The sequence below is a fragment of the Curtobacterium sp. MCBD17_030 genome (assembly GCF_003224255.1).
GTDB lineage: Bacteria > Actinomycetota > Actinomycetes > Actinomycetales > Microbacteriaceae > Curtobacterium.
Genome location: NZ_QKLI01000007.1, coordinates 29074 through 55973, shown reverse-complemented (window position 1 = coordinate 55973; position 26900 = coordinate 29074). Strand labels below are relative to the sequence as shown.

General features: G+C 72.4%; 27 protein-coding genes. 5 read left to right on the top strand and 22 right to left on the bottom strand.

Going from position 1 to position 26900, the window contains the following annotated elements:
* Window positions 1–196 precede the first annotated feature (196 nt).
* Window positions 197–826, bottom strand: coding sequence for a 3-hexulose-6-phosphate synthase (gene hxlA / locus DEI89_RS08650; protein WP_110903642.1), 630 nt, complete (start codon window positions 824–826; stop codon window positions 197–199).
* 20 nt (window positions 827–846) lie between these two features.
* Entirely contained in the window at window positions 847–1419 is a 573-nt protein-coding gene (gene hxlB, locus DEI89_RS08645) for a 6-phospho-3-hexuloisomerase (RefSeq protein ID WP_110903641.1), read from the bottom strand.
* A gap of 113 nt (window positions 1420–1532) precedes the next feature.
* Here hxlB and DEI89_RS08640 point away from each other — a divergent pair, with 113 nt between their 5' ends.
* Window positions 1533–2357, top strand: a complete 825-nt coding sequence (locus tag DEI89_RS08640; RefSeq protein ID WP_110903640.1) for a LuxR C-terminal-related transcriptional regulator — start codon at window positions 1533–1535, stop codon at window positions 2355–2357.
* A 215-nt stretch (window positions 2358–2572) separates the two neighbouring features.
* Here DEI89_RS08640 and DEI89_RS08635 read toward each other — a convergent pair whose 3' ends face one another.
* Together DEI89_RS08635 and DEI89_RS08630 are read right to left on the bottom strand one after the other, a co-directional pair.
* On the bottom strand, window positions 2573–3259 hold the full coding sequence (locus DEI89_RS08635; protein ID WP_110903639.1) for a response regulator: 687 nt from the start codon (window positions 3257–3259) through the stop codon (window positions 2573–2575).
* Window positions 3256–5748, bottom strand: a complete 2493-nt coding sequence (locus DEI89_RS08630) for an ATP-binding protein (RefSeq protein WP_110903638.1) — start codon at window positions 5746–5748, stop codon at window positions 3256–3258. The genes DEI89_RS08635 and DEI89_RS08630 overlap by 4 nt, the downstream gene beginning before the upstream one ends.
* Window positions 5749–5940: 192 nt before the next feature.
* Between DEI89_RS08630 and DEI89_RS08625 the strand changes: the two genes are divergently transcribed.
* The gene (locus DEI89_RS08625) at window positions 5941–6708 is read left to right on the top strand and encodes an Abi family protein (RefSeq protein ID WP_110903637.1); all 768 of its coding nucleotides are present in this window, start codon (window positions 5941–5943) and stop codon (window positions 6706–6708) included.
* A gap of 11 nt (window positions 6709–6719) precedes the next feature.
* Here the strand turns inward: DEI89_RS08625 and kdpC are convergent, their stop codons facing one another.
* The 7 genes from kdpC to DEI89_RS08595 all read right to left on the bottom strand — a co-directional run bounded on the left by kdpC (window position 6720) and on the right by DEI89_RS08595 (window position 12981).
* Window positions 6720–7325, bottom strand: coding sequence for a potassium-transporting ATPase subunit KdpC (gene kdpC, locus DEI89_RS08620; RefSeq protein ID WP_110903636.1), 606 nt, complete (start codon window positions 7323–7325; stop codon window positions 6720–6722).
* Window positions 7322–9469 (bottom strand): potassium-transporting ATPase subunit KdpB, encoded by a 2148-nt coding sequence (gene kdpB / locus DEI89_RS08615; protein WP_110903635.1) that lies wholly within the window; start codon window positions 9467–9469, stop codon window positions 7322–7324. The genes kdpC and kdpB overlap by 4 nt, the downstream gene beginning before the upstream one ends.
* Entirely contained in the window at window positions 9469–11151 is a 1683-nt protein-coding gene (gene kdpA / locus DEI89_RS08610) for a potassium-transporting ATPase subunit KdpA (protein WP_110903634.1), read from the bottom strand. Before kdpA ends, kdpB begins: the two co-directional genes overlap by 1 nt.
* Window positions 11151–11240 carry a potassium-transporting ATPase subunit F gene (locus DEI89_RS08605; RefSeq protein ID WP_110903633.1) on the bottom strand — a complete coding sequence of 30 codons (90 nt, stop codon included), beginning with the start codon at window positions 11238–11240 and terminating at the stop codon, window positions 11151–11153. The genes kdpA and DEI89_RS08605 overlap by 1 nt, the downstream gene beginning before the upstream one ends.
* The gene (locus DEI89_RS17335; RefSeq protein WP_146236720.1) at window positions 11237–11428 is read right to left on the bottom strand and encodes a hypothetical protein; all 192 of its coding nucleotides are present in this window, start codon (window positions 11426–11428) and stop codon (window positions 11237–11239) included. Before DEI89_RS17335 ends, DEI89_RS08605 begins: the two co-directional genes overlap by 4 nt.
* A 58-nt stretch (window positions 11429–11486) precedes the next feature.
* Window positions 11487–11774 (bottom strand): cupin domain-containing protein, encoded by a 288-nt coding sequence (locus DEI89_RS08600; protein WP_258368825.1) that lies wholly within the window; start codon window positions 11772–11774, stop codon window positions 11487–11489.
* A gap of 193 nt (window positions 11775–11967) precedes the next feature.
* Window positions 11968–12981: a YafY family protein gene (locus tag DEI89_RS08595; protein ID WP_110903703.1), complete on the bottom strand. Its 1014-nt coding sequence runs from the start codon at window positions 12979–12981 to the stop codon at window positions 11968–11970.
* Between the two features lie 104 nt (window positions 12982–13085).
* Here DEI89_RS08595 and DEI89_RS08590 point away from each other — a divergent pair, with 104 nt between their 5' ends.
* Together DEI89_RS08590 and DEI89_RS08585 are read left to right on the top strand one after the other, a co-directional pair.
* Window positions 13086–13508: a VOC family protein gene (locus DEI89_RS08590; protein ID WP_110903632.1), complete on the top strand. Its 423-nt coding sequence runs from the start codon at window positions 13086–13088 to the stop codon at window positions 13506–13508.
* A gap of 71 nt (window positions 13509–13579) precedes the next feature.
* Window positions 13580–14284 (top strand): hypothetical protein, encoded by a 705-nt coding sequence (locus DEI89_RS08585; protein ID WP_110903631.1) that lies wholly within the window; start codon window positions 13580–13582, stop codon window positions 14282–14284.
* Window positions 14285–14310: 26 nt separating this feature from the next.
* On the opposite strand, the gene DEI89_RS08580 is transcribed toward DEI89_RS08585, so the two are convergent.
* Window positions 14311–15138, bottom strand: coding sequence for a putative RNA methyltransferase (locus DEI89_RS08580; RefSeq protein WP_110903630.1), 828 nt, complete (start codon window positions 15136–15138; stop codon window positions 14311–14313).
* A 119-nt stretch (window positions 15139–15257) separates the two neighbouring features.
* On the opposite strand from DEI89_RS08580, the gene DEI89_RS08575 reads away from it, so the two are divergent.
* Window positions 15258–16196, top strand: a complete 939-nt coding sequence (locus DEI89_RS08575; RefSeq protein WP_110903629.1) for an aldo/keto reductase family oxidoreductase — start codon at window positions 15258–15260, stop codon at window positions 16194–16196.
* A 39-nt stretch (window positions 16197–16235) separates the two neighbouring features.
* Here DEI89_RS08575 and DEI89_RS08570 read toward each other — a convergent pair whose 3' ends face one another.
* From DEI89_RS08570 to DEI89_RS08525, 10 genes are all read right to left on the bottom strand, one after another.
* Entirely contained in the window at window positions 16236–16433 is a 198-nt protein-coding gene (locus DEI89_RS08570) for a hypothetical protein (protein ID WP_110903628.1), read from the bottom strand.
* Window positions 16434–16481: 48 nt separating this feature from the next.
* On the bottom strand, window positions 16482–16751 hold the full coding sequence (locus DEI89_RS08565; RefSeq protein WP_110903627.1) for a hypothetical protein: 270 nt from the start codon (window positions 16749–16751) through the stop codon (window positions 16482–16484).
* Between the two features lie 43 nt (window positions 16752–16794).
* Complete coding sequence (locus DEI89_RS08560) at window positions 16795–18417, bottom strand: serine/threonine-protein kinase (RefSeq protein WP_110903626.1); 1623 nt, start codon at window positions 18415–18417, stop codon at window positions 16795–16797.
* Window positions 18418–18461: 44 nt separating this feature from the next.
* Window positions 18462–19301, bottom strand: a complete 840-nt coding sequence (locus tag DEI89_RS08555) for a phosphatase PAP2 family protein (protein ID WP_110903625.1) — start codon at window positions 19299–19301, stop codon at window positions 18462–18464.
* Between the two features lie 89 nt (window positions 19302–19390).
* Window positions 19391–21076, bottom strand: coding sequence for a bifunctional 3'-5' exonuclease/DNA polymerase (locus tag DEI89_RS08550; protein ID WP_110903702.1), 1686 nt, complete (start codon window positions 21074–21076; stop codon window positions 19391–19393).
* Between the two features lie 40 nt (window positions 21077–21116).
* Complete coding sequence (locus tag DEI89_RS08545; RefSeq protein ID WP_110903624.1) at window positions 21117–23861, bottom strand: hypothetical protein; 2745 nt, start codon at window positions 23859–23861, stop codon at window positions 21117–21119.
* Window positions 23862–23973: 112 nt separating this feature from the next.
* Window positions 23974–24168 carry a multidrug transporter gene (locus DEI89_RS08540; RefSeq protein ID WP_110903623.1) on the bottom strand — a complete coding sequence of 65 codons (195 nt, stop codon included), beginning with the start codon at window positions 24166–24168 and terminating at the stop codon, window positions 23974–23976.
* Entirely contained in the window at window positions 24165–24962 is a 798-nt protein-coding gene (locus DEI89_RS08535; RefSeq protein ID WP_110903622.1) for a hypothetical protein, read from the bottom strand. Before DEI89_RS08535 ends, DEI89_RS08540 begins: the two co-directional genes overlap by 4 nt.
* Complete coding sequence (locus DEI89_RS08530) at window positions 24959–25867, bottom strand: carbohydrate ABC transporter permease (protein WP_258368824.1); 909 nt, start codon at window positions 25865–25867, stop codon at window positions 24959–24961. Before DEI89_RS08530 ends, DEI89_RS08535 begins: the two co-directional genes overlap by 4 nt.
* Window positions 25864–26823, bottom strand: a complete 960-nt coding sequence (locus DEI89_RS08525) for a carbohydrate ABC transporter permease (RefSeq protein WP_110903621.1) — start codon at window positions 26821–26823, stop codon at window positions 25864–25866. Before DEI89_RS08525 ends, DEI89_RS08530 begins: the two co-directional genes overlap by 4 nt.
* Window positions 26824–26900 lie beyond the last annotated feature (77 nt).

Genomic DNA, 26900 nt, shown 5'->3' with positions numbered 1-26900 from the left:
GGCTCCACGGTAGGCAGCGCGGTGGGACGGCGACATCGGCCGAACGGTGGTGCCGGGTCAGCCGAAGGGCTGAGCCGGCCACGGGCCTCCCGGCTCCCGAGGCGCTGCCGCGGTCCCCGCGGAACGCAACGCGGGCGGCCCCACGCAGCGGAGTACCGCTGCGTGGGGCCGCCCACGTTGAGTCTTGCGGAGAGGACTACGCGGCGTCGATCGCGGCGCGGATCTCGGCGGCGGCAGCGCCGACGTCCGAGGCGCTGTAGATCGCGCTGCCGGCGACGGCGACACGGGCACCCGCGGCCTTGACCGAGGCGACCGTGGCGGCCTTCACACCGCCGGCGATCGAGAACGGCACGCCCGAGGCCTTGCCCTCGTCGAGGAGCGTGTCGAAAGTGAAGCCCTCTTCGGCCTGCTCGTCGAGGCCGGCGTGCACCTCGACGAACTCGACGCCGAGCTCGGTCACCTCACGGGCACGGGCGGCCTTGTCGGGGACGCCGATCAGGTCGACGACGATGCCCTTGCCGTGCTTCTTCGCCGCAGCGACCGCACCGACGATGGTGCTGTCCCCGGCGACACCGAGCACGGTGACCAGGTCAGCGCCAGCCTGGAACGCCATGTCGGCCTCGAGCTCACCGGCGTCCATGGTCTTGAGGTCGGCGAACACGATCTTGTCCGGGTGGGCTTCCTTCATCGCCGTGATGGCAGCGACGCCGGCGCTCTTCACGAGCGGGGTGCCGAGCTCGAGGATGTCGACGTGCGGGGCTGCCGCGGCGGCGAGTTCGAGGGCGGTCTCGGTGGAGAGGGTGTCGATGGCGAACTGGAGCTGCATGGTGGTTCCTTCCGGAGGGGTCATTCGAGGTTGGCGTGCCGCGGCCAGAGGTCGTCGGCGGAGTGTCCGCTGCGCTGCCAGAGCGCGTGGAACAGCGCGTCGCCGAGCAGGACGACGCCCTGCTCGAACAGGCTGCCGGCGTACTGGGCCGATGCGGTGCCGGATCGGTCGGTCTTCGTCGCTGCCGGCAGCACGAGGGTGACCTCAGCCAGCTCGGCGAGCGGCGACGAGGACGTGGTCGACACGGCGACGACCGTCGCGCCGACGTCCACCGCGGTCCGTGCGGCCTGCACGATGCTGCCGGTGGTCCCGGAACCGCTCGCGGTGAGCAGGACGTCGCCCGGTTCGATCGCGGGAGTCGTGACCTCGCCGACGACGTGAACGTCGAGGCCGAGGTGCATGAGCCGCATCGCGGTCATCCGCAGCGCGAGCCCGGACCGTCCGGCGCCGTGCACGAACACGCGTTCGGCACCGTCGAGCAGGTCGAGCGCCCGGTCTGCGGCGCCCTGGTCGCCCGCGGCCACCCCGTCGACGAGGTCGTCGAGTTCGTGACTGACGAGGTCGAGCGCGGCGGCGAGCGTCTGTTGGGACATACAACGAGCATGCGCGTCGACGTCTGGACACGCCGCTACCCGACACGGCGGGCGCCCCACCCGTTCGAACGGCTCCCTGTCCACGGTTGGGCAGGGCGGGTAGGTTCGTCCGGATGGACACGCAGCACGGCCGGGAGGCCCGGATCACCCCCGCCGAGCACGCTCGCCTCCTCGCGGACCGGACAGACCGACACACGCTCACGCTGGAGTCCGTGCTGGCGGTGCTCCGCTCGCCCCGGGTCGGCGACGCCGCGGCCCGGGCTGAGGCGGTCGAGATCGCGTCGGCCGCGCTCGTGGACCTGCGGACGTCGACGGACCGGCAGCGCGAGGTCCTGCTGGAGCCCGTCGCCGGGGCGTTCTCGCGCCTCCGTGCCGACCTGCGACCCCTCGTCCGGTTCGGTGACCTCGACGTGCAGTTCGTCGAACCCCCCGCGAACGGACGTGCGCTGCCCGGGGACGTCGCGCACGCTGCCCGGGCCGTGGTCCGGACCGCGGTGCTGACCCTGGTCGACGAGGGGCGGGCGAACCGCGTCCGCATCCAGTGGGACTGCGACGGCCGGAACCTGCTCATGCAGCTCCGCGACGACGGTGCCGGGACGCACGACGTGCAGGACGACGCGATGCGACCGATTGCCGAACGTGTCGCGGCGCTCGCCGGGCAGATGCGGGTGGACTCGACGCCCGGGTGGGGGTCCGTGATCGACGTGACGGTGCCGCTCGACCCGCCTGTCGCCTCCGCTCCGGGACCCGAGGACTCCGACCTGACTCCCCGCGAACTCGACGTGCTGCGGCTCGTCGCGACCGGCGTCGGCAACCGGGAGATCGCCGACGGGCTCGGCATCTCCGTGAACACGGTGAAGTACCACGTGGCGAACCTGCTCCGGAAGCACGGTGCCCGGACCCGCGCGGAGCTCGCGGCGCACGCCCACGCCGGCTGAGCGGCGAGGCGCTGGCGCGCTGGCGCGACCGGGACAGCGGGGAGCGGCGGTCGAGCCACGGCACGATGACCGTCGGGTGTCACAGCCCAACAGGAACCCGCTCGAACCACGGGATGCCGCCGTGCGAGCAGGACACGGTTGTGCTCGGCCGAACGGAACCAGCGAAACCGGCGGACGCGGTGCCGGCAAGACAGCAGCAGCGCCGCCGCGTCGGATCAGCCGGCCGGTGCGAACCGGTAGCCCATCCCCGACTCGGTCACCAGGAACCGCGGGCGCGACGGCTCCGGCTCGAGCTTCCGCCGCAGCTGCGCCATGTACAGCCGCAGGTACCCGGAGTCGCTGCCGTGCGTCGGTCCCCACACCTCGGTGAGGAGCATCTCGCGCGTCAGCAGCCGATCGGGGTTCGTCACCAGGACCTCGAGCAGCCGCCACTCGGTCGGGGTCAACCGGATCGCCGGACCGTCGGGAGCGGTGACCTGTTTGGCGACGAGGTCCACCACGAGGTCGCCGATCCGGATCGTCGGCGTGGCCTCCCCGGCCGCCGGTGCCCGCCGCCGCCCGAGCGCCCGCAGTCGCGCCAACAGCTCGTCCATCTGGAACGGCTTCGTCACGTAGTCGTCGGCCCCGGCGTCCAGGGCGTCGACCTTGTCGCCGGACTCCGTCCGCCCGGACAGCACGAGCACGGGGACCTGCGACCACCCGCGGATGCCCTCGAGCACCCCGATGCCGTCCAGCCGCGGCATCCCGAGGTCGAGCATCACGATGTCCGGCCGCTCGGTGATGACGGCGTCGATGGCGGCGCGACCGTCGCGGGCGGTGACGACCTCGTACCCGCGCGCACCGAGCGTCACGGCGAGCGCCCGCACCAGCTGCACGTCGTCGTCCGCGATCAGGACCTTCATCTGCCCACCACTCCCAGGTGTCCCGCGATCGGCAGGCGCACCACGACGGTGAGGCCACCGCCGGGGGTGTCATCGACCTCGATCGTGCCGCCCATGCCCTCGGTGAACCCGCGCGCGAGTGCCAGGCCGAGTCCGAGTCCGGTGTCGTTGTCCGTGTCCCCGAGGCGCTGGAACGGTTGGAACACGTCTTCGCGGCGGTCCTCGGGGATGCCCGGCCCACGGTCCGCGACCCGGAGCTCGACGCCGCCGGCGAAGGCGCTCGCCGCGATCCGGACCCGCTCGTCGTCGGGTGAGTACCGGACGGCGTTCGCCAGCAGGTTCACCACGACGCGCTGCAGGAGCACCGGGTCGGCGAGGACCGGCGGCAGCTCGGCGGGCAGGTCGAGGTCGACGTCCTCCGGGCCGAGTTCGAGCTCGTCGAGCGCGGGGGCGACGACCGTGTCGAGCGACGTCGGGACCGGGGACGCGGCCAGCACCCCGGCCTGCACCCGGCTGACGTCGAGCAGGTCGGCCAACAGGACCGCCAGCTGACGGAGGCTCTCGTCGGCGGTCGCGAGCAGGGCCTCCCGGTCGGCCTCGCCCAGCCGGACGTCCCGCGCGCGGAGGGACTGCACGGCGGCGGAGGCGGCCGCGATCGGTCGCCGGACGTCGTGGCTGACGGCCGCGAGGATGGCACTCCGGACCCGGTCGACGGCTGTGATCCGCTCGGCGTCGACGGCGGTGCGGGTGAGCGCGCGGTGTTCCAGGGCGGCGTCGAGCTGCTGCTCGACGACCCGCAGCAACCGCCGCTGGGTGGGGTCGTCGGGTGCGCCGGCGAACTCCAGGACGGCACCGGACGGGAGGCTCGTGGCCGCGTCCGGCGTGTCCCCGAACGTCCCCGACGTGGCCGGCACCTCGTCGCCCTGGCGGACGCGGACGCCGGCGAAGCCGAAGGCCTCGCGGGTGCGCTCGACGAGGGCCTGGAGGGCGTCGTCACCGCGGAGCACGCTGCCGGCGATCCCGACGAGGAGCCCGGACTCGGCCGCGGCTCGGCGTGCGGTGCGGGAGCGTCGGGCCGATCGGTCGACGACGAAGCTGACGAGCACCGCGCTGACGACGTACATGACGAGCGCGAACAGGTGCCAGGGCTGCTGGACGGTGACCTGGTGCAGGGGTCGGACGAAGAAGAAGTCGAGGCTCAGGCCGGACAGCACGGCGGCGAACACGGCGGGGAGCATGCCGCCGATCAGGGCGACGACGAGCACCAGCAGCTGGTAGGCGAGCACGTCGACGGTGATCGAGTCGGGGTCGTCGGTGAGGCTGAGGAGCCAGGTCAGGACGGGTCCGGCGACCAGGGCGAGCAGGAACGCGGCCACGATCCGGGAGCGGGACAGGCTGCCGCCGAGCTTCGGCAGGGCCAGGCCACCGCCGGCGCGCTCGTGCGTGACCACGTGCACGTCGATGTCGCCGGACTCGCGGATGACGGTGCTGCCGATGCCCGGGCCGGTGAGGGCGGCGACGAGTCGGCTGCGACGGCTGATGCCGATCACGATCTGCGTGGCGTCGACGGAGCGGGCGAACCGGACGAGGGTGGTGGGCACGTCGTCGCCGACCACCTGGTGGTAGGTGCCGCCGAGCTGTTCGAGCAGGGCACGCTGCTTGCCGAGGGCGCCGGGATGCCGCTCGCGGAGACCGTCGTTCGTGGTGACGTGCACGGCGGCGAGCTCACCGCCGGCCGAGCGGGCGGCGATGCGGGCGCCGCGGCGGAGCAGGGTCTCACCCTCGGGGCCGCCGGTCAGGGCGACGAGGACGCGCTCCCGGGTCTCCCACCGGTTCGCGATGCCGTGTTCGGCGCGGTAGCGCTTCAGGGCGTCGTCGACCTCGTCGGCGAGCCAGAGCAGGGCGATCTCGCGGAGGGCGGTGAGGTTGCCGAGGCGGAAGTAGTTCGACAGGGCCGCGTCGATCCGGGCGGCCGGGTACACGAGCCCGTCCGACAGCCGGTCGCGGAGGGCCTGCGGGGACAGGTCGACGACCTCGATCTGATCGGCGGCGCGGACCACGGCGTCGGGGACGGTCTCACGCTGCACGGTGCCGGTGATCTCGCGGACGACGTCACCGAGGGACTGCATGTGCTGGACGTTCACCGTCGAGATGACGTCGATGCCCGCAGCCCGCAGTGCCTCGACGTCCTGCCACCGTTTCTCGTGCGGACTGCCGGGGGCGTTCGAGTGCGCGAGTTCGTCGACCAGGGCGACCTCGGGGCGTCGGGCGAGGACGGCGTCGAGGTCCATGTCGTCGAGGGCGACCCCGCGGTGCTCGACCGTCCGGCGCGGGACGACCTCGAGCCCGTCCACCAGTGCGGCGGTGGCGGCGCGGCCGTGGGTCTCGACGACGGCGATGACCACGTCGCGGCCGTGGTCGGCCATCCGGCGTCCCTCTTCGAGCATCGTGTAGGTCTTGCCCACGCCGGGGGCCGCACCGAGCAGCACCCGCAGCTTGCCTCGCTTCACGCGCTCATCCTCTCGTGTTCGACGTTGACGGCACGGCCATCCACTGATATGTTGGCATCAATCGTTCCCGCCAAGGCTCGAGCTCACGCTTCCTCAAACCGGCGGGACTTTTCATTGCTCATGATGTTCCCTGCGCTGTAGTTGCTGCCGGCTTGCCCGAGATCACGATCATCCGTCGTCCTCAGGAGCCACATGTCGCACCACCCGCTCGCCGTCTCGGTCCACCGACACGAGCAGTTCCGGCAGGCGTTGCGCGCTCACGAGCTCCCCACGTCCGATGCTGACGTCGACCGGCTCCAGGAGTTCGACGGCGAGTTGCGAGCCGTCCTGCTGTCCCTGATCGAGCGGATCGAGCTCGCGCTCCGTGGGCGCCTCGACGAGGCCGGAACCGAGACGGCCGGAGCGTTCTGGCACCTCGAGCACCGCTCGTTCCGCCCACGAGCCCCCGTCGGGACGTTGCGAGCTCGGTTCGCGCACGCGTTGGCGCAGTCGCACGACGCCGACCTGCGCAATCGTCCGCTCGACGACCTCCCCTTCGCCGTCCTGGCCGAGGAGCTCAGCCTCGGCACGCTGTCCCGGACCGCGGGCGCGGTCGTCCCCCGGCTCCAGGAGCAGGTGTCCCGGTCGTTCCGCATGCCGCAGCCCACCTTCCGCGCGACCCTGCAGCACATCACCCACGTCCGGAACTGCTGCGCGCACCACGCCCGAGTCTGGGGTCGACCCCTCGGCGTCCCGACGCCGCACTACCGGCGACCGACAGACCTCGTGGAGCGGCTGGCCGGAGCGCCGGTCCGGAGTCCGTACCGCTCGGTCGTGCTCATCGACCACCTCGCCAGCACGGCCCGGCGGCCGTGTTCCCGGTCGCAGAGGCTGACGGAGCTCCTGGCGTGTCACCCCGACCTCCTCCACGGACTCCACCATCCGGGAGGGCAGCAGCGAGCCGAGGAGGGGTCGGAGTGAGCGCGTCACGATCAGGGCGCGGTCCGCGCCAGGGCCAGGTTCAGCTCGAGGACGTTGACCGTGGGAGCACCGAGAACGCCGAGCTGGCGAGCCTCGGTGTGCGACGTGACCAGGGCACGTACGCGCGACTCCGACAGGCCACGAGTCGACGCCACTCGGGCGATCTGCAGGCGCGCGTACTCCGGGCTGATGTCCGGGTCGAGTCCCGAGCCGGACGCCGTCAGCGCGTCCGCCGGGACCTCGGACGCGGGCACCCCGTCGGCCTTCGCGATCGCGGCTCGACGCCCCTCGATCGCCTCGGTGAGGTCGGGATTCGACGGGCCGAGGTTCGACCCGGACGAGGCGTTCGCGTCGTACCCGTCCTCGCCGGCGGCCGACGGGCGGGACTGGAACCAGCGGTCCGCGTCCTTCCCGGTGAACGACTGCCCGATCAGCGACGAGCCCACGGTCGTCCCGGAGGAGTCGGTGACCATCGAGCCGTTCGCCTGGTCGGAGAAGGCCGCCTGGCCGACGCCCCACACCGCGAGCGGGTAGGCGACGCCGAGCACGACGGTGGCGAGGACGGTGAGGCGGACGGCCACACCACTGGAACGGAGGAAGGAGCGAGTGGAAGTCATGACGAGAACCCCGGGATGAGACCGACGACGAGGTCGATGAGTTTGATGCCGATGAAGGGGACGATGACGCCGCCGAGCCCGTAGACGAGCAGGTTGCGGCCGAGGATCGACGACGCCGAGGCCGCGCGGTACTGCACGCCACGCAGGGACAGCGGGATGAGCGCCACGATGACGAGCGCGTTGAAGATGATCGCCGACAGGATCGCCGACGCCGGAGAGTGCAGCCCCATGATGTTGAGGGCCGCCAGTCCCGGGAACGCAAGCTGGAACATCGCCGGGATGATCGCGAAGTACTTGGCGATGTCGTTGGCGATCGAGAACGTGGTGAGGGCACCACGGGTGATGAGCAGCTGCTTGCCGATCCGGACGACGTCGATGAGCTTCGTCGGATCCGAGTCGAGGTCGACCATGTTGCCGGCCTCCTTCGCCGCGGTGGTCCCGGTGTTCATTGCCACCCCGACGTCCGCCTGCGCCAGGGCCGGGGCGTCGTTCGTGCCGTCACCGGTCATCGCGACGAGGTTGCCGCCCTCCTGCTCCCGGCGGATCAGCGCGAGCTTGTCCTCCGGGGTGGCCTCGGCGAGGTAGTCGTCGACGCCGGCCTCGGCCGCGATGGCCTTGGCGGTGCGCGGGTTGTCACCGGTGATCATGACGGTGCGGATGCCCATGCTCCGTAGCTCCGTGAACCGCTCGGCCAGGCCGTCCTTGACGACGTCCTTGAGGTGCACGACGCCGAGCAGCTGGACCGTGCCCGAGGCATCCCGGCGGCCGACGACGAGCGGGGTGCCGCCCTGGTCGGAGATCTCCGCGACGGTCGCGTCGATCGCGGCTGCAACACCGCCGTCACCGGTGTCCGCCCAGGCCAGCACTGCGGCCGCGGCGCCCTTCCGCACCGAGGACCCGTCGGGCAGGTCGACGCCGGACATCCGGGTCTGCGCGGTGAACGGCACCTCGACCCCACCGGCCGGGAGGGGCGTGGAGACGCCGGCGGCGAGCGCTAGGTCCATGATGGAGCGACCCTCGGGGGTGCCGTCGGCAGCGCTCGACAGCGCCGCCGCTTCCATGAGCGAGACCTCGCTCACACCCGGCACCGGCACGACTCGAGAGGCCCGCCGGTTGCCGTACGTGATCGTGCCGGTCTTGTCGAGGAGCAGCGTGGTGATGTCGCCGGCGGCCTCGACCGCACGGCCGGACATGGCCAGGACGTTGTGCTGCACGAGCCGGTCCATGCCGGCGATGCCGATCGCGGAGAGCAGCGCCCCGATGGTGGTCGGGATGAGGCAGACGAGCAGCGCGATGAGCACCGTGATGCTGACCGTCGAGCCGACGAGCCCGGCGATCGGCTGGAGCGTGAGGCAGACGATCACGAAGACGATCGACAGCGACGCGAGCAGGATGTTCAGCGCGATCTCGTTCGGCGTCTTCTGCCGGGCAGCACCCTCGACGAGGCGGATCATCCGGTCGATGAACGTCTCGCCCGGAGTGGAGGTGACGCGCACCACAATCCGGTCGGACAGCACCCGGGTACCCCCGGTGACGGCGCTGCGGTCACCGCCGGACTCGCGGATCACCGGGGCCGACTCGCCCGTGACGGCGGACTCGTCGACCGAGGCGATGCCGTCGACGACGTCTCCGTCACCGGGGATCACCTCGCCGGCGACGACCACCACGTGGTCACCCTTCGCCAGGTCGACCGAGGCGACGTCCTCGGTGTCGGCGGAGAGCGCGGCCGGATCGGCGGCCGAGTAGCCGACGACACGGCGGGCCGTGGTCGTCGAGCGGGTCTTGCGCAGCGTGTCGGCCTGCGCCTTGCCGCGCCCCTCGGCGACGGACTCGGCCAGGTTCGCGAACACGACCGTCAGCCAGAGCCACACGGCGATCGCGATGGTGAAGGAGGACGGGACGGGCGCGCCGGAGTCGGACGCGCCTCCCGACCGGGTGAAGGGCTCGACGACGGCGGTGACCGTCGTCAGGGCGGCGCCCACCTCGACGATGAACATCACCGGGTTCTTCCACATCAGCCGGGGGGCCAGCTTGCGGAACGCACCCGGGAGGCCCGCCGCCAGTTGGCGAGGTCCGAAGGCCGACGGGCGTCGGCCCGGTTGCTCAGCGGTGTGCTGCTCCGTCTCGGGAGTCAGGGTGGTCATCAGGACAGTCCTTCTGCGAGCGGGCCCAGTGCGAGCACCGGGAAGTACGTGAGTGCGGTGACGATGACGGCCACGCCGCCGAGGAGCACGATGAACAGCGGCCGGTGCGTGGGCAGCGTGCCGACGGTCGCCGGCACCTTGTCCTGTGCGGCCAACGACCCGGCGAGCGCCAGGACGAACACCATCGGCACGAAGCGGCCGAGCAGCATCGCGACGCCGAGCGCGGAGTTCATCCACGTCGTGTTCGCGGTGAGGCCGCCGAACGCCGAGCCGTTGTTGTTGCCGGCGCTGGTGAACGCGTAGAGCAGTTCGGACAGGCCGTGGTTGCCGGGGTTGAACAGCGACGTGCCGAGCACCTGCTCGCGGACGCCGGGGATCAGGAGCGACAGGGCCGTACCGGTGAGCACCACGGTCGGGGTGACCAGGATGTACAGCGCGGCGAAGGTCATCTCCTTGGCGCGGATCTTCTTGCCGAGGTACTCCGGCGTGCGGCCGACGAGCAGCCCGCCGATGAAGACCGTGATCACGGCGAGCACGAGCATGCCGTAGAGGCCGGAGCCGACACCGCCGGGGGTGACCTCGCCGAGCATCATGTTGACCAGCGCCATCATGCCGCCGAGCGGGGTGAAGCTGTCGTGCATGGCGTTCACCGCGCCGGTGGACGTCGAGGTCGTCGCGGTGGCGAAGAGCGTCGAGCCGAGGATGCCGAAGCGGACCTCCTTGCCCTCCATGGCGGCACCGGCGGCGTGGGTCGCGGCTCCGCCACCGGCGAGTTCGGCGAGCGACATGGCCGACAGGGACACCAGGAAGATGCCGCTCATGACGCTGACGATGGCGGTGCCCTGGCGGGTGTCGCCGACCATCTTCCCGAAGGTCCTGGGCAGCGAGAACGGGATGACGAGCATGAGGAAGACCTCGAACAGACTCGTCCAGGCCTGCGGGTTCTCGAACGGGTGCGCGGAGTTGACGTTGAAGTAGCCGCCGCCGTTCGTGCCGAGCTCCTTGATGGCCTCCTGCGAGGCGACGAAGCCGTCCGGGATGTGCTGCGCGCCGCCGGTGAGCGTCGTGACGTCGGTCCCGACGCCCCAGGACTGGATGACCCCGCCGGCGACGAGCACGAGCGCGGAGACGAAGGCCAGCGGCAGGAGCAGCCGGCCGGTGCCGCGGACGACGTCCACCCAGACGTTGCCGAGCGTGCCGGACCGCCGCCGGGCGAACCCGCGGACCAGGGCGACGGCGACCGCCAGGCCGACGGCCGCCGACAGGAAGTTCTGCACTGCCAGACCGGCCATCTGCACGGTGTACCCGACGGTGGCCTCGGGCGAGTACGACTGCCAGTTCGTGTTCGCCACGAACGACGCCGCCGTGTTGAACGCGAGCGCCGGTCCCACGGCGGGAAGCCCGAGGTCGCCCGGCAACACCACCTGGATGCGTTGGAGCAGGTAGACGAGCAGCAGCCCGGCGACGCTGAACAGCAGCACGCCGCGCAGGTACGCGGCCCACGACTGCTCGGCGTCGGGGTCGACGCCGATCAGGCGGTAGACCCCTCGCTCGACGCGGCCGTGGCGGGTGCTCGTGAAGACGCGGGCCATCCAGTCACCGAGCGGCCGGTGTGCAACGACGAGGAGCAGCACGAAGAGGGCGACCTGGGCGATGCCCGCCCAGGTCTGCGTGGCACCCATCAGAACTGCTCGGGGCGGACGAGCGCCCAGACGAGGTACACGACAGCGGCGATGCCGAGGACGGCGGCGGCGATGGTGATCGCGATCACAGCCGCTCCACCCCCTTGGCGATCAGTGCCACCACGCCGAACGCGGCGAGGACACCGGCGACGACGAAGACGTCGAACACGTGGGACTCCTGGAGATCGAGGTGCCCGCGGCAGACGCCGTGGACCGCACCGGTTGTGGTGCGGTACCGATGCTGCGTCCGGGGGCGGGCCTCCAGGCCGGTCCTCACGGTTCCCTGACGCCCGGCTGGGCGACACGTGCGGAGCGCTAACGGCTCCGAGCCGGCCTCAGCGGAAGTCGCCGACCTGGTCCTCGACCGGGACGGTGCCCTCGACCACGACGTCACCGGTGTGCGCGGTCGTGACGGTCTCGATGAGGACGATCTCGACCTCCTCGTCCGCGATCGGGTTGTGCTGCACTCCTCGGGGGACGACGTGGAACTGACCGGGCGTGAGCACGACCTCCTGGTCGTCGGGCAGCTGGATGCGGAGCCGGCCGGAGACGACGAGGAACATCTCGTCCTCGGCGTCGTGGGCGTGCCAGACCAACTCACCGAGCAGCTTCGCGACCTTCACGTACTGCTCGTTCACCCGCCCGACGACCCGTGGCGTCCAGTGGGCATGGACCTGTCGGAGTTCAGCGGCGAGGTCGATCCCGCGGCGAGCAGTCGTGACCTGATCATCGACCCTGGACCGCACGTCCAGCAGGTCGACGGCGCCAGCGATGGAGTCCCCTGGTTGGAGGAGTCGGACCGCAGCGCGCTGCCCGTCATGCCGGTCCTGCTCCGCGAGTCCCGGCCGCAGCGAGCCGCGCGGCCACCCGGACGACCGCGTCCCGCAGGGCCGCGGGCGCGGTGACGGCGAAGTCGGCGTCGAAGCCGGCGAAGACCGCTGCGAGCGCAGTCCACGACCACGAGCCGGTCGTGAGTCGGCAGGTGCCGTCGCCGAGGTCCTCGAGGACGGCGTCCTCGGCCACGTACGGCGCGATGGCGTGCGCCGACACCTGCAGCACCGCCGTCCCGACACACGGCCAGGCCGAGCCACCACCACCGGCACCACCCGTACCGACCGTGCCGTCCGCGCCGCGGAAGCGGGCTGCGACGAACGCCGCCGGGTCGCCGCCCGGGACGGCCCGGGGGACGAACGGGAGGCCCGTGGGCACCTTGGGCGCGATCCGGTCCACCCGGTAGGTGCGCCAGTCCACCGCTTCGGTGTCCCACGCGAGCAGGTACCAGCGGCCGGCCCGCGCCAGGAGTGCGTGTGGTTCCACCCGGCGGGGTGGCCGGTCGTCCTCCGCTCCCGGCGGCCAGGCGGCCATGTAGCCGAAGCGCAGGACGGTGCGGGTCCGTACTGCCTCACTGACGGCGACCAGCACCGCGGGGTCGACGACGACGGCTCCGGGCGTGGTGACCACCTGGACGGCGTCGATCCGGTGCCGCAGGCGGGACGGCATCACCTGCCGGACGGTCGTGAGCGCACGGGCTGCGGCCTCGGCGATGTCCGCGCCCGAAGCCGGCGCGACGGCGAGAGCGAGGGCGATCGCCACGGCCTGGTCGTCGTCGAACAGCAGCGGCGGCAGGTCCGACCCGGCCGAGAGCCGGTAGCCGCCGGCCGGGCCACGGAGTGCGTCGACCCGGTACCCGAGTCCCCGCAGACGGTCGACGTCCCGTCGCACGGTCCGCGGGCTGACGTCCAGCCGCCTGCCGAGGTCGTTGCCCGACCACTCCCGGCGGACCTGCAGCAGGGACAGCAGCGACAGCAGTCGGGAGGACGGAGCGGGCATGACCCCGAGCATGCCAGGAGGAGCGGACAGGATCTGACCGCATCTGCCGCGATGCTGCTCGGGACGAGGCCGACCGGCGCTCGCACCGACGACGAGGAGTCGACATGACCATCACCACCATCCCCCACGTGAACTTCGACGGACAGGCCGCCGCGGCGCTGGCGTTCTGGAGCGCAGCCCTCGGCACCGAGCCCGTCGTCGTGACGTACGGACAGAGCGGCGCCGTCGCGGACCCGGCGTGGGCGGACCGCGTCGTCTGGGGCCAGGTGACCTCGGTGAGCGGCGTCCGGGTCATGGCGTTCGACGTGTGGCCCGGACAGCCGTACGACCAGGGCACGAACAGCTCGTACGTCTACCTGAGCGGCACGGACGCGGACGAGATCCGCTCGGTGTGGGCGGGCCTCCAGGAGGGTGCCGAGGTGCGACAGCCGCTCGGGCCGTCGGCGTGGTCCCCCCTGGCCGGCCAGCTGCGCGACCGCTTCGGTGTGGTGTGGGCCCTCGACGTGCCGGCTGAGCAGCAGCACTGACGACCGAAGGCGGCGCGGATCGACGGCGGTACGTCCCGGACGCGACCGCCGTCGATCCGTACGCTGACCGCATGGGGACCACGATCACATCCGTGACCATCGCCTTCGTCATCGCCGCCGTCGTCCCGGTGGTCGTGACGTCGGCCATCCGCCGGGGGGACCGGAAGCGGAAGCACCAGCGCGTGCTCGCCGGGGCGGCCCCGGACGCACTGTTCACCGTGCGGCCGAGACGGTGGCAGCGGGTCATCCTGCGGACCATCGGCATCCTGGTCATCGTCCTCGGCGGCGTGCTGCTGCTCGGTGCGGCCTCGACCACGGACGACCCGGACGCGTTGCCGATGGGCATCGCGGGCACTGTCGCTCTGCTCGGCGGGGTCGCGTTCGTCCTGCTCGCCAGCGCCCTGGCACGGACGCGGATCGATGCGCTGCCGGACCGGCTGATCGTCCGGAAGGGCTTCCGGACCGAACGCGAGGTGCACCACACCGCCATCGCGTCGATCCGCCCCTGGACCGGCCCGTACGGCGGGATCCAGGCGCGCGACCCGGAGGGGACAGTGCTGTTCGACACGGTGTCGATCGCCATCGGCTACCCCGATCTCGAGGCCTGGCTCGCCGAACGGGCGCCGTGGGCATGGGTCGCGTACGCGGGGGCAGGCACCCCGGCGCCGAACTGGCCCACAGCGGGCGCTGCGGCACAGGGCTGGCCGACGCTGCGCGGTCCGGCCGAACCGTGGCCGACACCCGACGACACGGGGCCCGGCACCCGTCCGCGCTGACCCCGGTCGAGTCCGACGCTCGTCGCTCAGCGCGCGGGCGTCCAGGTGCTGACGGTCACCGCCGCCGTCACCGTCTCCGGCGTGAACACCGTGTCCGCCGCCACGTGGTGGTGACTCGGCCCCATGTGCACCACGTCGTGCACGTCCTCGGCGGTGAGTTCCATCGTCCAGGTCAGGTCCTCGGTCGAGCGCGGCGTGAACGCGGCTGTCAGGCTGTCGTGCAGCCGGCGTTCCTTCTCCGGGTCCACGCTGATCGTGGCGGCCGCGAGTTCCGCCAGGTGTCCGACCCGGGGCGTGACGACGACGAGCACGCCTCCGGGGTGCAGCACCCGGGCGTACTCGTGCTGGTTGCGCGGCGCGAAGACGTCGAGCACGACGGCTACGGCGTGGTCGACGACCGGGAGGCGCTCGGTCACGTCCCCGACGACGGCACCGACGTGCGCGTGGATGCGTGCCGCACGTCGGATCGCGACGGCCGACAGGTCCAGGGCGATCCCGAGCCTCCCGGCAGCATCGCCGCGTGTCGTGCCGTCGAGCGCGTGCGCGAGGTACGTGCCCGGGCCGGAGCCGACGTCGAGGACCACGCCGGGTGCGGTCGCGTCGGCGACCACGCTCGTGAGCGCCCGCTCGACCGGCGCGTAGTGACCGCGACCGAGGAAACGCAGCCGCGCGTCCACCATCTCCGGGGTGTCCGCGGTGAGTGCTCGACGTTTCACGGGCAGGAGCGTCAGGTGGCCCTGCTTGGCCTCGTCGTACCGGTGCCCGTTGCGGCAACCAGCCTGCCCCGGAGCGGTGCGGGCGAGCGGCTCGGTGCACACCGGGCACGCGAGCACGGGCAGCAGGTCGTCACGCACCGGTCCAGGGTACGGGGCGGCGGGACGGGTGGCCCGGTGCGGTGGTCGCGGTCGTGGAGCGCCCCGGGGGTACGGCCAGGGCCTGGCTCACACGGGTGGCCGCTGGCAGGATCGGTGGGGTGAAGACACTGGAGTTGCCACAGACGGACCTCACCGCCTCCGACGTGATCGTCGGGATGATGCGGATCAACGACATGAGCGACGAGGACATCCGTTCGCTCTACACGGCCTCGCGCGACGCGGGCGTGACGATGTTCGACCACGCTGCCGTGTACGGCGTCTGGCACGGCTGCGAGGAGCGCTTCGGCTCCGCGGTGACGCTGTCGTCCTCCGAGCGGGCCGACATCCAGCTGCAGACGAAGGTCGGCATCCGGCCGACGGAGCACGGCGCGTACTTCGACTTCTCGTACGAGCACATCCTGTCCTCGGTCGAGGAGTCGCTCACCGCCCTGCGCACGGACTACATCGACGTGCTGCTGCTGCACCGCCCCGACGCCCTCGTCGAGCCGGAGGAAGTGGCCCGCGCGTTCGACGAACTGCACGCCGCCGGCAAGGTGCACCACTTCGGTGTCTCGAACCACACCCCCGGGCAGGTCGAGCTGCTGAAGAAGTCCGTGCGGCAGCCGCTCGCGTTCAACCAGGTGCAGCTGAGCATCACCCACGCGAACGTCATCACGCAGGGCCTCACCGCGAACATGGGCGGGCTCGACCAGTCCATCGACCGCGACAACGACATCCTCAACTACTCGCGTCTCAACGACGTGACGCTGCAGGCCTGGTCCCCGTTCCAGAAGGGCTTCTTCGACGGCGTCTTCCTGGGCGACCGTGAGCAGTACGCCGAGCTGAACGACGTGCTCGAGGAGCTCGCCTCGGCGCACGGCGTCACCCCGACCGGCATCGCGGTGGCGTGGATCACCCGGCACCCCGCGCACTTCCAGGTCGTCCTCGGCACGACGAACCCGCAGCGTGTGCGCGACTCGGCCGCCGGGTCCGACGTCGAGCTCAGCCGTGAGGAGTGGTACCGCGTGCTCACGGCGGCGGGGCACACCGTCCCCTGAGTGGGCGGTCCCACTGCGGACGACGCGTCGGCGCAGCGCTCAGGGCGCTGGCGCGTCGTCCTCGTCGGGCTCACGCGGAGGCAGCGCTGCCGCGGGGTCCGCTGATCCGCCGGACACGACCTCGAACCGGATCCCGAGCGCGGCCGGGTCGTCGTCGAGCTCGAGCCCGTCACCGCTGGCCTGCTCCTCGGGGATGGCGAGACCCTTCGACGGGTCGAACGCGCTGCTCATCGACATCCGACGAGCATGCCCGGCCGACCCGGGAGTCCGCGCAACGCGCGCTGGTCAGTCGCCGAGGTCGTCCGGGTGCAGACGGTCGCCGGGATGCGGGGTCCGGAACACCGGGCCGCCGCCGGCCGCGTCCTCGTCGTCGTGCCGGACCGGGGAGTCCCCGGGGTCGCCGATCGCATCGGCACCGGAGACGTCCGCCCCGGACGGCTCGTCAGTGGGGGGAGCCGCACGCGACTCCTCCACCTCGAGCTCGTCCTGGTCGGAGCCGTCCACGGGGACGTCGCTGCCCTGCTGCTGGGGATCGAACGGTGCACTCATCGACATGGGTCGAGTCTGCTCCGCCGAGGTGGACAGCAGGTCAGCCTGGTCACCTGTTGTGGCCCGGTGCGTCTCCGGACTTCCCGGGACCGGTCGCCCCGCCCGGACCACTGTCGGCCGGGCCCTGCTGCGAGGTCGTGTCCACCCCGGTGTCCAGCGGGTCCTGCACGGGCAGCGTCGTGTCGGTGCCCGGCACCGGTGCGGTCGTCGGCAGCTGGTCGGTGGGCTCGCTCGACTCGTCCGACGGCTCCGAGGGTTCCTCGGACGGCTGTTCCTGCGTCGGCTCGGAGGGCTGCTCCGACGGCTGGTCGGCCGGCTGGCTCGGCTGCTGCTGGGCGGGCTCGCTGGACTCGTCGGACGGCTCGGAGCTCGGCTGGTCGTCGGCCGGTGCGGTCTGCTGCGTCGATTCGCTGGGGCTCGGTGACGTGGTGTCGTCACGGTTGAACGCGAGGGCCGCGACGACGATGCCGGCGACCACGAGGACCGCCAGGACGATCAGCGGCACCACCCAGCGCTTCCGTCGGGGCTCGTCGGGGTCCGTGGCGAGCGGCCGGGCCGGAGCAGCGGGCCCGCCCGCACGACCACCGGCGCCACCACCCGGACCGGCTGCTGCGGCTCCCGGCGTCCCGAGGACCGTGGTGGCCACGTCGTCGTCCGCACTCCGCGCCGGCTGGGACTGGGTCGGGAGCCGCCGGGTGGCGTCGTCCGGGCCGGAGGCTCCGTGCACCGGCATCGCGCGCGTCGCCTCGTCCGCGGATGCGGTTCCGGCACCCGCGCCGGCGGCGGCGGCACCGGCCACCCCGGCACCGGCGGCGGCGCGCGTGACTGCCCCCGGGCCTCCCGGCAGGAGCTGGGTGGCAGGCGCGACCTCGTCCCTGCCGAGTGCGCGGAGGCGTGCGGCAGCCTCGGCGGCGGACGGACGGTCCTCCGGGTGCTGCGCCGTCATGACGTGCAGCAGCGTGCGCCACGCCGTCGGCAGGTGCTGGTCGATCTCGGGCGCCCGGGCGAGTCGGGCGGTGGCGGCCTCGACCGCGCTGCCCGGGAACGCCTGCTTGCCGGTCAGGGCCTCGAGGAGCATGAGGCCGAGTGCGTACACGTCGGCCTCGCCGGTGACGGGCTGGCCGAGGACCTGCTCGGGAGCCAGGTACGCGGCCGTCCCGATGACGGTGCCGGTGCCGGTGACGCGGGCGGCGTCGCGGAGCAGCGCGATGCCGAAGTCGGCGAGCTTGACGTGCTCGCCGTCCTGCTCCAGGAGGACGTTGGCGGGCTTCACGTCACGGTGCACGATGCCCTGGGCGTGCACGGCGGCGAGCCCCTCGGCGACCTGCGCACCCACGCGGGCCGTGGTCGTCGGGTCGAGCGGACCCTCGCGGAGACGGGTGGCGAGGTCGCTGCCGGGGACGAGCTCCATCACGAGGAACGAGTCGCCGTCGACGTCGTCGAGGGCCGCGTCGAACAGGGTGACGAGGTTCGGGCTGCGGAGGCCGGCGAGCACGTGGATCTCTGCCTCGGCGCGCGCACGCTCACCGTGGTCGACGGGTCCGATGCGGAAGAGCTTGACGGCGACCTCTCGACCGAGCTGCTCGTCGACGGCGCGGTAGACCGATGCCATCCCGCCGTGCCCGAGGGTCCCGGTCACCCGGTACCTGCCGCCGATCAGCCGTTCTTCCATGCCGGAAACCTACCGGGCTGACCTGACGAGGGCGCGCAGCCCCGTCACGACGGGGTCGGCTCGGCGCCGCGGTGCAGCGCGGTCAGGTACAGCCGGTGCGCGGTGACGACGAGCGCCAGCCAGGCGAGCCCGAGCGCCCACGCCGCCAGGACGTCGGTGGTCCAGTGGTGCCCGAGGAACACCCGCGAGACGCCGACCGACAGCACGAACAGCGTCCCGACGACGATCGTCCAGACCCGGGCCACGACGCGGGTCTGCCGGAGGAGCAGCAGGTACACGATCGTGCCGACGACGACCGTGGCGTTCAGGGTGTGCCCGGACGGGAACGACGGCGAGTGCTCGAACGGCGGGACGGCGTCGGACATCGGCGGCCGGGCTCGACCGATCAGGTCCTTGCCCGCGATCGTCATGGCCAGGGATCCGGCGCTCGCGGCGACGAGGAGCACGAGCGGCGTCCACGCCCTGCGTTGGATCGTCAGGCCGACCAGGAACAGCACGGCGACGATCGGCATCCCGATGGTGCCGGCGATGTCGGTCCACCACGTGACGCCCTGGTCGAGCGCGGGCGACCGGTGCGTGAGCATCCAGTCGAGGACGGGTCGGTCGAGCACGGCGACGTCGTCGGACTCACGCACGGCGTCGTAGACCTCGGAGGCCACCCACGTCGCGACCGCGGCGATGCCGATCCCGACGAGCAGGGTGAGCAGCAGCAGCGGGAGCGCCCCGTAGCGGCGGCCGAGTGCCGCCCACGAGTCGGCGACGCTCCGGCCGACCCGCGTGCGCCACCGGGTGAGGTCGACGTCGCCGACGGTGCGGTCGACGCGCTCGCGCTCGGCTCCGCCGATCACGGGTGGTCGGCCGCCGGGTGCGTGGTGCTCTTCCATCGGACCAGCCTGCCCGTCAGCGGCTGTGCGGGCACGGCCGGCCTCGACCGGGGCGCCACCGCGGCAGCACCCGGGACCCGGTCGGGTCGCTACTTCGCCTGGTCGTACGACCGGACCACCGCGACCGTCAGCGGAAAGGTGACCGGGAAGCCACCGAACATGATCCGCCCGGCGTCGACCGCCGCGGCCCGGACCTGCTCGGCCACCCACTCGGCGTCCGCGGCCGGTGCGTGCACCACGAGTTCGTCGTGCACGAAGAAGACCATGTGCGGCCCGGACGTGACGGGCCCGTCGCCCCGCGCGGCCAGTCGGGTGCGCAGGCCGCCCATCCAGGACAGCGCCCACTCGGCCGCCGTGCCCTGCACCACGAAGTTCCGTGTGAACCGTCCCCAGCTGCGGGCCCGGGACTCGACGGCCCGCTGCATCGCGGGGGTGCCGTCCACGGAGTACGCCCGGTTCCGCGCCTCGAACCACGACTGCTCCGGCACCGGCGACGTCCGACCGAGCCGGGTCGTCACGGGTTCGCCCCGCTCCCCCGCCCGGGCCGCCTGCTCGACCAGGTCGAGCGCCCGCGGGAAGGCCCGGGCCAACCGGGGGACGAACCGCCCGCCCTCGCCCTGCGTCGCGCCGTACATCGCGCCGAGCATCGCCATCTTCGCCTGCTGCCGGGTCTGCACCGCACCGGAGGCCACGACCCCGTCGTAGAGGTCCTGTCCGTCCCCGGCCGCGGCCATGTCGGTGTCGCCCGACATCGCGGCGAGGACCCGCGGTTCGAGCTGCGCCGCGTCGGCGACGACGAGCTCCCATCCGGGGTCCGCGACCACAGCTCCGCGCACCTGCTTCGGCAGCTGCAGGGCCCCGCCACCGTTCGCCGCCCAGCGACCGGTCACCACCCCGCCGACGACGTACTCCGGGTGGAACCGGCCGTCCTGCACCCACTCGTCGAGCCACGTCCACCCGTTGGCGGTGAGCAGGCGGTACAGGCGCTTGTACTCCAGGAGCGGTTCGATCACCGGGTGCTCCAGCCGTTCGAGTTCCCACTTCCGCGTGCTGTCCACGACGAGTCCGGCCCGCCGCAGGGAGCGCAGGACGTCCGCGGGCGAGTCCGGGTTGAGGTCGGGGTCGTCGAGTCGCTGCCGGAGGACCGCGGCGAGCTCCTCGAGCTTCCGGGGCCGCACCCCGTACGGCACCCGCGGGCCGAGGGCGTCGGCGAGCAGCCGCTCGTGCACGTCGGTCCGCCAGGGCAGCCCGGCGTACTTGATCTCCGCGGCGACGAGCGCGCCGGCGGACTCCGCCGCGAGGAGCAGGCGCAGCGCTCCCGGCTCGCTCGCACCGGCCACCGCGTCGAGCTGCGCCCGGAGCTCGGCGACCGGGTCGAGGTCGTCGTCGGCCGGGGCGACCGTGAACAGGTCGTCGTCGAAGAGCGAGGCCTGCGTGGCGGGCGCGGGACGGGCCTCCAGAGCGGCGGCGGCGTCCCAGGCGCTCAGCGGCGCCTGCGCGAGGGCGGAACCGCGGGTGGCGAGGGCGGTGCGGAGCAGCCGGTGGCCGAGTCGGAGGTCCACGCATCGGGCCACGCGACCGCCCGCAGCCAGCACGGCCGGGTACCAGCGTGCGGTGTCGGACCAGACCCAGCGGACGCCCGGTCCCTCGTGCGCCGCGACGAAGGCCGGGAGGCCCGACTCGGTCAGGCGCACCGGCGCACCGTCCGACGTTCCCGCGTCCGTCAGCGGCGTCGCGGTGAGGCCGCCGTCGACACGGGCGAGGACGATGTGCACGCCGACGATTCTGCCGTGCCCCACCGTCCTCGCCGCACCGTCACGCGCCGACTTCCCCGGGGTGCCCGTCACGCCGCAGCCGTGCAGAACGCGCGACCAGCAGCGCTCCGACGCCGAGGGCGAGCAGTCCCACGGCCGGGAGCCCGGCCCACAGGATCCCGCTCCCGGTGAACGCGAGCGCCGCTGCCGGAGCCGGCCTGTGCACGGGTGGGACGGCCGAGACCACGGGGAAGGACGCCGTCATCTCGGTGGACCGGACCGGCACCGCTCCCTCCGGCTCGGACGGGGTCGTCGACGGCGCGTCCGCACGGCCGACGCTGCCGGCCGCGACCGCCACGAAGTCGACGTGCCCACGAGCCGCGTCGGCCGGGGTCAATCGGCGGTCCCGGTCGGCGGCGCACTCCGTGGTCGCACCCGGCTCGAGCGCGTCGGTGTCGCAGGTGATCGTCCCTGCGGCAGCGCTGCTGACACCGATCGTCGACGCGATCAGGTTGCTCGTGTTCGTCACCCGGTACCGCGACGCGATGGCGTCGCCGGCGTGCAGGGTCCGGGCGGAGGGGGTCCAGTCGCTCTCCAGGTACAGCGCCGACGCCGCGCCGAGGCCGACGACGACGCCGTCGGTGGCGCTGACCGGGGCTCCGTCCGGACCGATGGCCACGGCCGTCTCCGCGAACGGGACGGTACCGCGTTCCACGTCGTCCTGGGTCAGCGCCGTGGCCGGTACCGTGCACGGCACGCTCTGCCCGGGGGCGAGCACACCCGCGGGGCAACGTACGGGCAGGTCGGTGCGCTCGTCGATGGTAACGGAGGGGTCTCGGAGCGTGACGTTCCCCGTGTTCGTGACCGTGAGCGCGATCTCGACTCCGTCGCCCGCGTACGGCACCGAGTGGTCCGTCACGGCGAGGTGGGCACTCAGGTCCGTGCCGAGCTCCGCGACCTGCGCGGGCTCCACCTCGTCCTCCGCCTGGGCCGAGACGGTGTCACCGGCCGGGCCCGTGCCGGTCGCCGAACTCGTGAACGCGACGCGGCCCGCGTCGACGTCCACCTGTGTGAGCGCGTGGCCCGTCACCGTGCACCTGACGGTGTCGCCGGGCGCGAGGGGCGCACCGGGGCACGACACGGACGAATCGGGGTGGCTCGGCAGGGTGACGATGACCCCGGTGAGCGTCGTCGTCCCGGTGTTCGTCACCGTCGCGGTCAGTTCGACGAGTTGGCCGGGAACAGCCGGTCCGTCCGACGGGAGGCGAGCGTCGAGCGTGGTCGCGACGGCAGACCGACGGTCGGCGGGCTGCTCCGCTGCCGCGTCGGCCGACACCTCCACGCCCCGTGGTGAGGCCGCCGTCGCCGTGACGGCGTCCTGCACGGAGCCGCGGTCGACGTCCTCCTGGCGGACCGGACGGGAGGCGCTGGCGCAGTCCGTCGACGCGCCCGGTGCCAGCTCGGTCACCGCGCACGTCACGGGACCGTTGGTCCCGGTAACGACGAGGTCGCGCAGCGGGCGGCCGCCCGTGTTCTCGACGGTCTGCGCGAAGCGGAGCCCCTCGTCGAGGTCGGCCCGGCCGTCACCGTCGCCGTCGTCGAGCACCGGCAGGTCGGTGACCGACAGAGCGGCGTCCTCGGCGCGGAACGTGATCTTCGTCTCCCCGGGTGGGTCGAGCCCGATGCGCTCGGCGACCGTTCCGGCGGTGAGTGCGAAAGTGGTGGCCGTCTCGCTCGTCACGTCGACCGCCACGGTGCACGAGCCCTGGCCGGAACGGAGGCCACCGGTGACCGCGACCGCGGTGCCGGTGGGGTCCGCGTCCACCCTGCTGTCGGCGCACGTGGTCCCCGCGTGCGGGTCTGCCGCGAGCGTGAGCCCGTCCGGGAGTGTCTCCCGGAACGACCATCCCGCCTTCGCGCCACCCTCACCGGTGTTCTGCACCGTGTAGGTCAGGCGTGCGGTCTCGCCGACGTACGGGGACGACCCGTCGAAGGCGTGCTCGAGCACCGGCGTGGCGTCGTACACGGTGACGCCGTCGATCGCGCCGTCGTTGCCCACATCGCGCGCCTCGGCGTTCCGCATCACCCAGCCGAGCGTGTCGCCGGTGAACAGCACCGCGGCGTCGGAAACGAAACGTCCGCCACGCACCGTGACACCGAGGGCGTTGATGGTGCGCGATCCCGGCGATGTACACGGGTCGATGGCCGTCGAGGTGACCCGGTGCTCGACACCGCCGTCGAGCAGGCCGAAGCGGAGCCGAGGGTGCGCCGCCTGGGAGCACGAGGTCGCGACCGCGTCGACGCCGAACGTGACGAACCGGTCCTTGACCGGCAGGGGGAGCGGCGTCAGCGTGCGGATCTGCACACCGTCCGCCGGAACGGGTCGGTCCACTGTCCAGGCGCCGACGCCGTGGTTCGTCCTCGGATCGGACCCGTTCACCTGCCCGAGCGCGTGGTACAGCGGCGCGAGCTGCGGGCACGGCAGACCGGGGGTGGTCGCGGCGGCCACGATGCCGTTGCACTGTGCGACGTTGATCCACCCGGGATCCGCCGTGTACCGCTCCCCGTCCGCACCCACGTACTGGTCCAGTCGGGTCGGTCCCGTGCCGACGACGTGCTCGAAGTCCTCGACCAGGAGCACGCGCGGCGCAGCGCGACCGCCGCCGGTCTCGGCGGCTGCGCCGCGCGGCGTGGAGGGGACGAGGGCTTCGGAGGGACCTGCCGACACGAGGACCGTGGTCGTGGCCAGCACCACGATCGTGGCGAGCAGGGAGGCAGGTCGGGACGGCGGATGTCTGGTGGTCATGTTCGGAAGTTAGCAAGGAACTGGAGTATCACATACGGAAATCGCGCTTCCGGTGTGGGCCCAGGTGCCGCTGCGCCAGTCGGACCGCGCGGGCGCCCTCCGGCGGCGTCGCTCAGTCGCCCGGTCGGACGGCGGCGCTGTCGGCGATGTCGATACGGACGTCGCCGGACTCGGTCTCCTCGACCTCGACCCGCGGCGCCTCGTCGTGCTCGTCGGAGCCCGACATCCGACGGAAGGTGTCGTGGCGACGCTCCTCGAAGGTCATGTCGACGCCGTCGTCCAGGTGGTCTCGGTCGGGTGCGCTCATGTCCGTGACGGTACGCCGACCGGAGCGGTCCCGGTGCGCTCCGACCAGTGCCCGCCGGCGGCCCACCGCTCCTGGACGGCACGCTGCAGTCGGCCGGTGGGCACCGCCTGACGCGCGGACGCCAGGTCGGTGCCGAAGACGAACTTCGCCATCGAGTCGTCGCCCTCTTCGTGCGACTCGTGCGGGTCAGGGGGTCCTGGCAGCAGCGTGAACCGGGCTGCGAACCGCGCGGTGTTCGACGACGGCCCCAGTACGGCCGCGACCTCGGGATCGAGCAACCACGACGAGCACACGAACGTCTCGACCATGGACGCCGGGTCGAGCCGTCGGAGCACCGCGGGCGCGGCCGCGAAGGAGCGGTCGCACGCGTCCGGGTCCAGCGGTCCGACCTCCGGCACGTGCACCCCCCACGCCGGTGTCCCATCCGGCAGCTGGGCGGCCCGCTCGAACTGGAGACGCCCCACGGCCACCACGCGACCGGTCGCCACCTGCACGAGCCAGTCCAGACCGGTGCCGTCCAGGCCGTAGCGGTCGACCTTGCGGTCCACGTCGGCGACGCTCGCCGCGGCGTCCTCCGGGCTGCAGCCGTGGGTGACGAGCCACTGCTCGGTGACCGGGAGCACCGCGCGGATGGCGGCGAGGAGAGCCGCCTCCCGCCCCTCCGGGCCGAAGTGTCGCACAGCGTCCTCGAGCGCCGGCGCCAGCCCCGCGGGCCCGCCTGGCGAGCCGACGACGGCGGTGAGGAGCGCGACGGGGTCGGGGCGAGCCTCCCGTCCGACGTCTGCCGCGTTCACTTGAGCCCGGAGGAGGCGAGCCCGTCGATCACCCGGCGCTGGAGCACGATGAACATGATGAGCACCGGCGCCATCGCCATCAGGCTCGCCGCCATCAGCAGCGGGTAGTCGATGGTCCGGTCGCTCGACAGGGTGGCGAGGCCCGCCGCGAGCGGCATGTCCTCGGCGCGGGTCGAGACGACGAGCGGCCAGAGCAGCTCGTTCCAGGACCACAGGACGGTCGTGATCGCGAGCACGCTGATCGACGGTCGGGCGAGCGGCAGCATGATCCGCCAGAAGGTCTGGAACGGGTTCGCGCCGTCCATGCGCGCGGCCTCCTCGAGCTCGGCCGGCATGTTGAGGAACGCGGTCCGCATCAGGAACGTGCCGAAGGCGCTGAACAGGCCGGGGGCGACGATGCCGGCGAGGGTGTCGAGCCAGCCGAGCCCCTGCACGATCTGGTACTGCGAGATCAGGTACACCTGCGACGGCACCAGCAGGATCGACAGGACGATCCCGAGGATGACGGCCCGTCCCCGGAACCGCATCCGGGCGAAGGCGTAGCCGGCCAGGGTGCAGAGCACGATCTGCGCCGCGGTACGGATCAGGGTCACCCAGATCGACGTGCCGAGTTGGCTGAGGAAGGGCAGGCGGTCGAAGACGCGGACGAAGTTACCCCACTGCAGTTCACCCGGCCAGAAGGTCGGCGTGGGCGCGGTCACCTGGGCGTTCGTGGAGAGCGCCATGATGATCTGCCACAGGAACGGGAACGCCATCACGAACCCGCCGATGCCGAGCACCACGTGGATCCACCAGTGGCTGCCGCCGCGGCGACCGGGGCGGGCGTCGGCACGGACCCGGGTGCGGCTGGCGGCCTTCGTCGCCGCCGTCAGCTTGCTGCCGTGCGCCTCGATGATGCCGGTCATGACTGGACCCACTTCCGCTGGACCCGGAACTGCACGACGGTGATGATCCCGATGAGCACGAAGATCACCATCGCGATCGCAGCCGCGAAGCCCTTGTCGTTGTCGATGAACCCGGCGCTGTAGAAGTAGAAGACGAGGGACATCGTCTTCGGGATCACCGGGTTGGTGGAGCCGAGGATGGCGTAGAGCAGGTCGAACAGCTGGAAGCTCGAGATCGTCGTGATGATGAGCACGAAGAAGATGCTCGGTGTCAGCAGCGGCACGGTGAGCGAGTGGAACTGCCGCCACCGGCTCGCCCCGTCGAGCTCGGCGGCCTCGTACAGCTCCGGCGGGATGTCCTTGAGCCCGGCGCCGAGGATGATCATCGAGAAACCGAGCGACGACCACAGCCCGACCAGCGAGACCGCGACGAGCGCGAAGCCCGGGGTCGAGATCCAGTACGGACCGTCGATGCCGAACAGCCCGAGGAACCAGTTCACGATGCCGAAGTCACCGTTGAACATGATGCGCCAGACCAGCGCGATCGCGGCGGGCATCGCCACGTACGGCAGGAAGAACAGCACCCGGTAGAACTGGGCGAAGCGCAGGCCCGGGGTGTTCAGCAGGCTCGCGAGCCAGACCGCGACCGGGATGCCGAGCAGCACGATCACCGTGTAGACGACCGTGTTGAACAGCGACTGGTACAGCTGCGGGTCGGACAGCAGACGCGCGTAGTTCGCGAACCCGGTGAAACTCGATCCGCCGAACACCCCCCAGCTCGTGAACGAGTAGTAGAACGTCTGCAGGATCGGCCAGATGAAGAACGTCCCGACGCCGATGAGCAGCGGCAGCACGAACAGCCACGGCCAGAAGCCGTCGGTGCGTGGGGCCCGCGTCGGCCGCGATGGGTCGGCGGGGCGGGTCTCGGGCGGCGGGGACGCCTGCGCGGCGTCGGGTCGCTGGGTGTGGATCGTCATCAGGTCGCTCCTCGGCCAGGGCGGTCGGATCGGGTGGTCCGGGTGGTGCTGGGTGCAGCGGGTGGTGCGGACGTGCG

What these genes read in the sequence shown, in the direction of transcription:
- hxlA (WP_110903642.1), bottom strand. Translation starts at nt 826, where the DNA reads ATGCAGCTCCAGTTCGCCATCGACACCCTCTCCACCGAGACCGCCCTC.
- hxlB (WP_110903641.1), bottom strand. Translation starts at nt 1,419, where the DNA reads ATGTCCCAACAGACGCTCGCCGCCGCGCTCGACCTCGTCAGTCACGAA.
- DEI89_RS08640 (WP_110903640.1), top strand. Translation starts at nt 1,533, where the DNA reads ATGGACACGCAGCACGGCCGGGAGGCCCGGATCACCCCCGCCGAGCAC.
- DEI89_RS08635 (WP_110903639.1), bottom strand. Translation starts at nt 3,259, where the DNA reads ATGAAGGTCCTGATCGCGGACGACGACGTGCAGCTGGTGCGGGCGCTC.
- DEI89_RS08625 (WP_110903637.1), top strand. Translation starts at nt 5,941, where the DNA reads ATGTCGCACCACCCGCTCGCCGTCTCGGTCCACCGACACGAGCAGTTC.
- kdpC (WP_110903636.1), bottom strand. Translation starts at nt 7,325, where the DNA reads ATGACTTCCACTCGCTCCTTCCTCCGTTCCAGTGGTGTGGCCGTCCGC.
- kdpB (WP_110903635.1), bottom strand. Translation starts at nt 9,469, where the DNA reads ATGACCACCCTGACTCCCGAGACGGAGCAGCACACCGCTGAGCAACCG.
- kdpA (WP_110903634.1), bottom strand. Translation starts at nt 11,151, where the DNA reads ATGGGTGCCACGCAGACCTGGGCGGGCATCGCCCAGGTCGCCCTCTTC.
- DEI89_RS08595 (WP_110903703.1), bottom strand. Translation starts at nt 12,981, where the DNA reads ATGCCCGCTCCGTCCTCCCGACTGCTGTCGCTGCTGTCCCTGCTGCAG.
- DEI89_RS08590 (WP_110903632.1), top strand. Translation starts at nt 13,086, where the DNA reads ATGACCATCACCACCATCCCCCACGTGAACTTCGACGGACAGGCCGCC.
- DEI89_RS08585 (WP_110903631.1), top strand. Translation starts at nt 13,580, where the DNA reads ATGGGGACCACGATCACATCCGTGACCATCGCCTTCGTCATCGCCGCC.
- DEI89_RS08570 (WP_110903628.1), bottom strand. Translation starts at nt 16,433, where the DNA reads ATGTCGATGAGCAGCGCGTTCGACCCGTCGAAGGGTCTCGCCATCCCC.
- DEI89_RS08565 (WP_110903627.1), bottom strand. Translation starts at nt 16,751, where the DNA reads ATGTCGATGAGTGCACCGTTCGATCCCCAGCAGCAGGGCAGCGACGTC.
- DEI89_RS08560 (WP_110903626.1), bottom strand. Translation starts at nt 18,417, where the DNA reads ATGGAAGAACGGCTGATCGGCGGCAGGTACCGGGTGACCGGGACCCTC.
- DEI89_RS08555 (WP_110903625.1), bottom strand. Translation starts at nt 19,301, where the DNA reads ATGGAAGAGCACCACGCACCCGGCGGCCGACCACCCGTGATCGGCGGA.
- DEI89_RS08545 (WP_110903624.1), bottom strand. Translation starts at nt 23,861, where the DNA reads ATGACCACCAGACATCCGCCGTCCCGACCTGCCTCCCTGCTCGCCACG.
- DEI89_RS08540 (WP_110903623.1), bottom strand. Translation starts at nt 24,168, where the DNA reads ATGAGCGCACCCGACCGAGACCACCTGGACGACGGCGTCGACATGACC.
- DEI89_RS08530 (WP_258368824.1), bottom strand. Translation starts at nt 25,867, where the DNA reads ATGACCGGCATCATCGAGGCGCACGGCAGCAAGCTGACGGCGGCGACG.
- DEI89_RS08525 (WP_110903621.1), bottom strand. Translation starts at nt 26,823, where the DNA reads ATGACGATCCACACCCAGCGACCCGACGCCGCGCAGGCGTCCCCGCCG.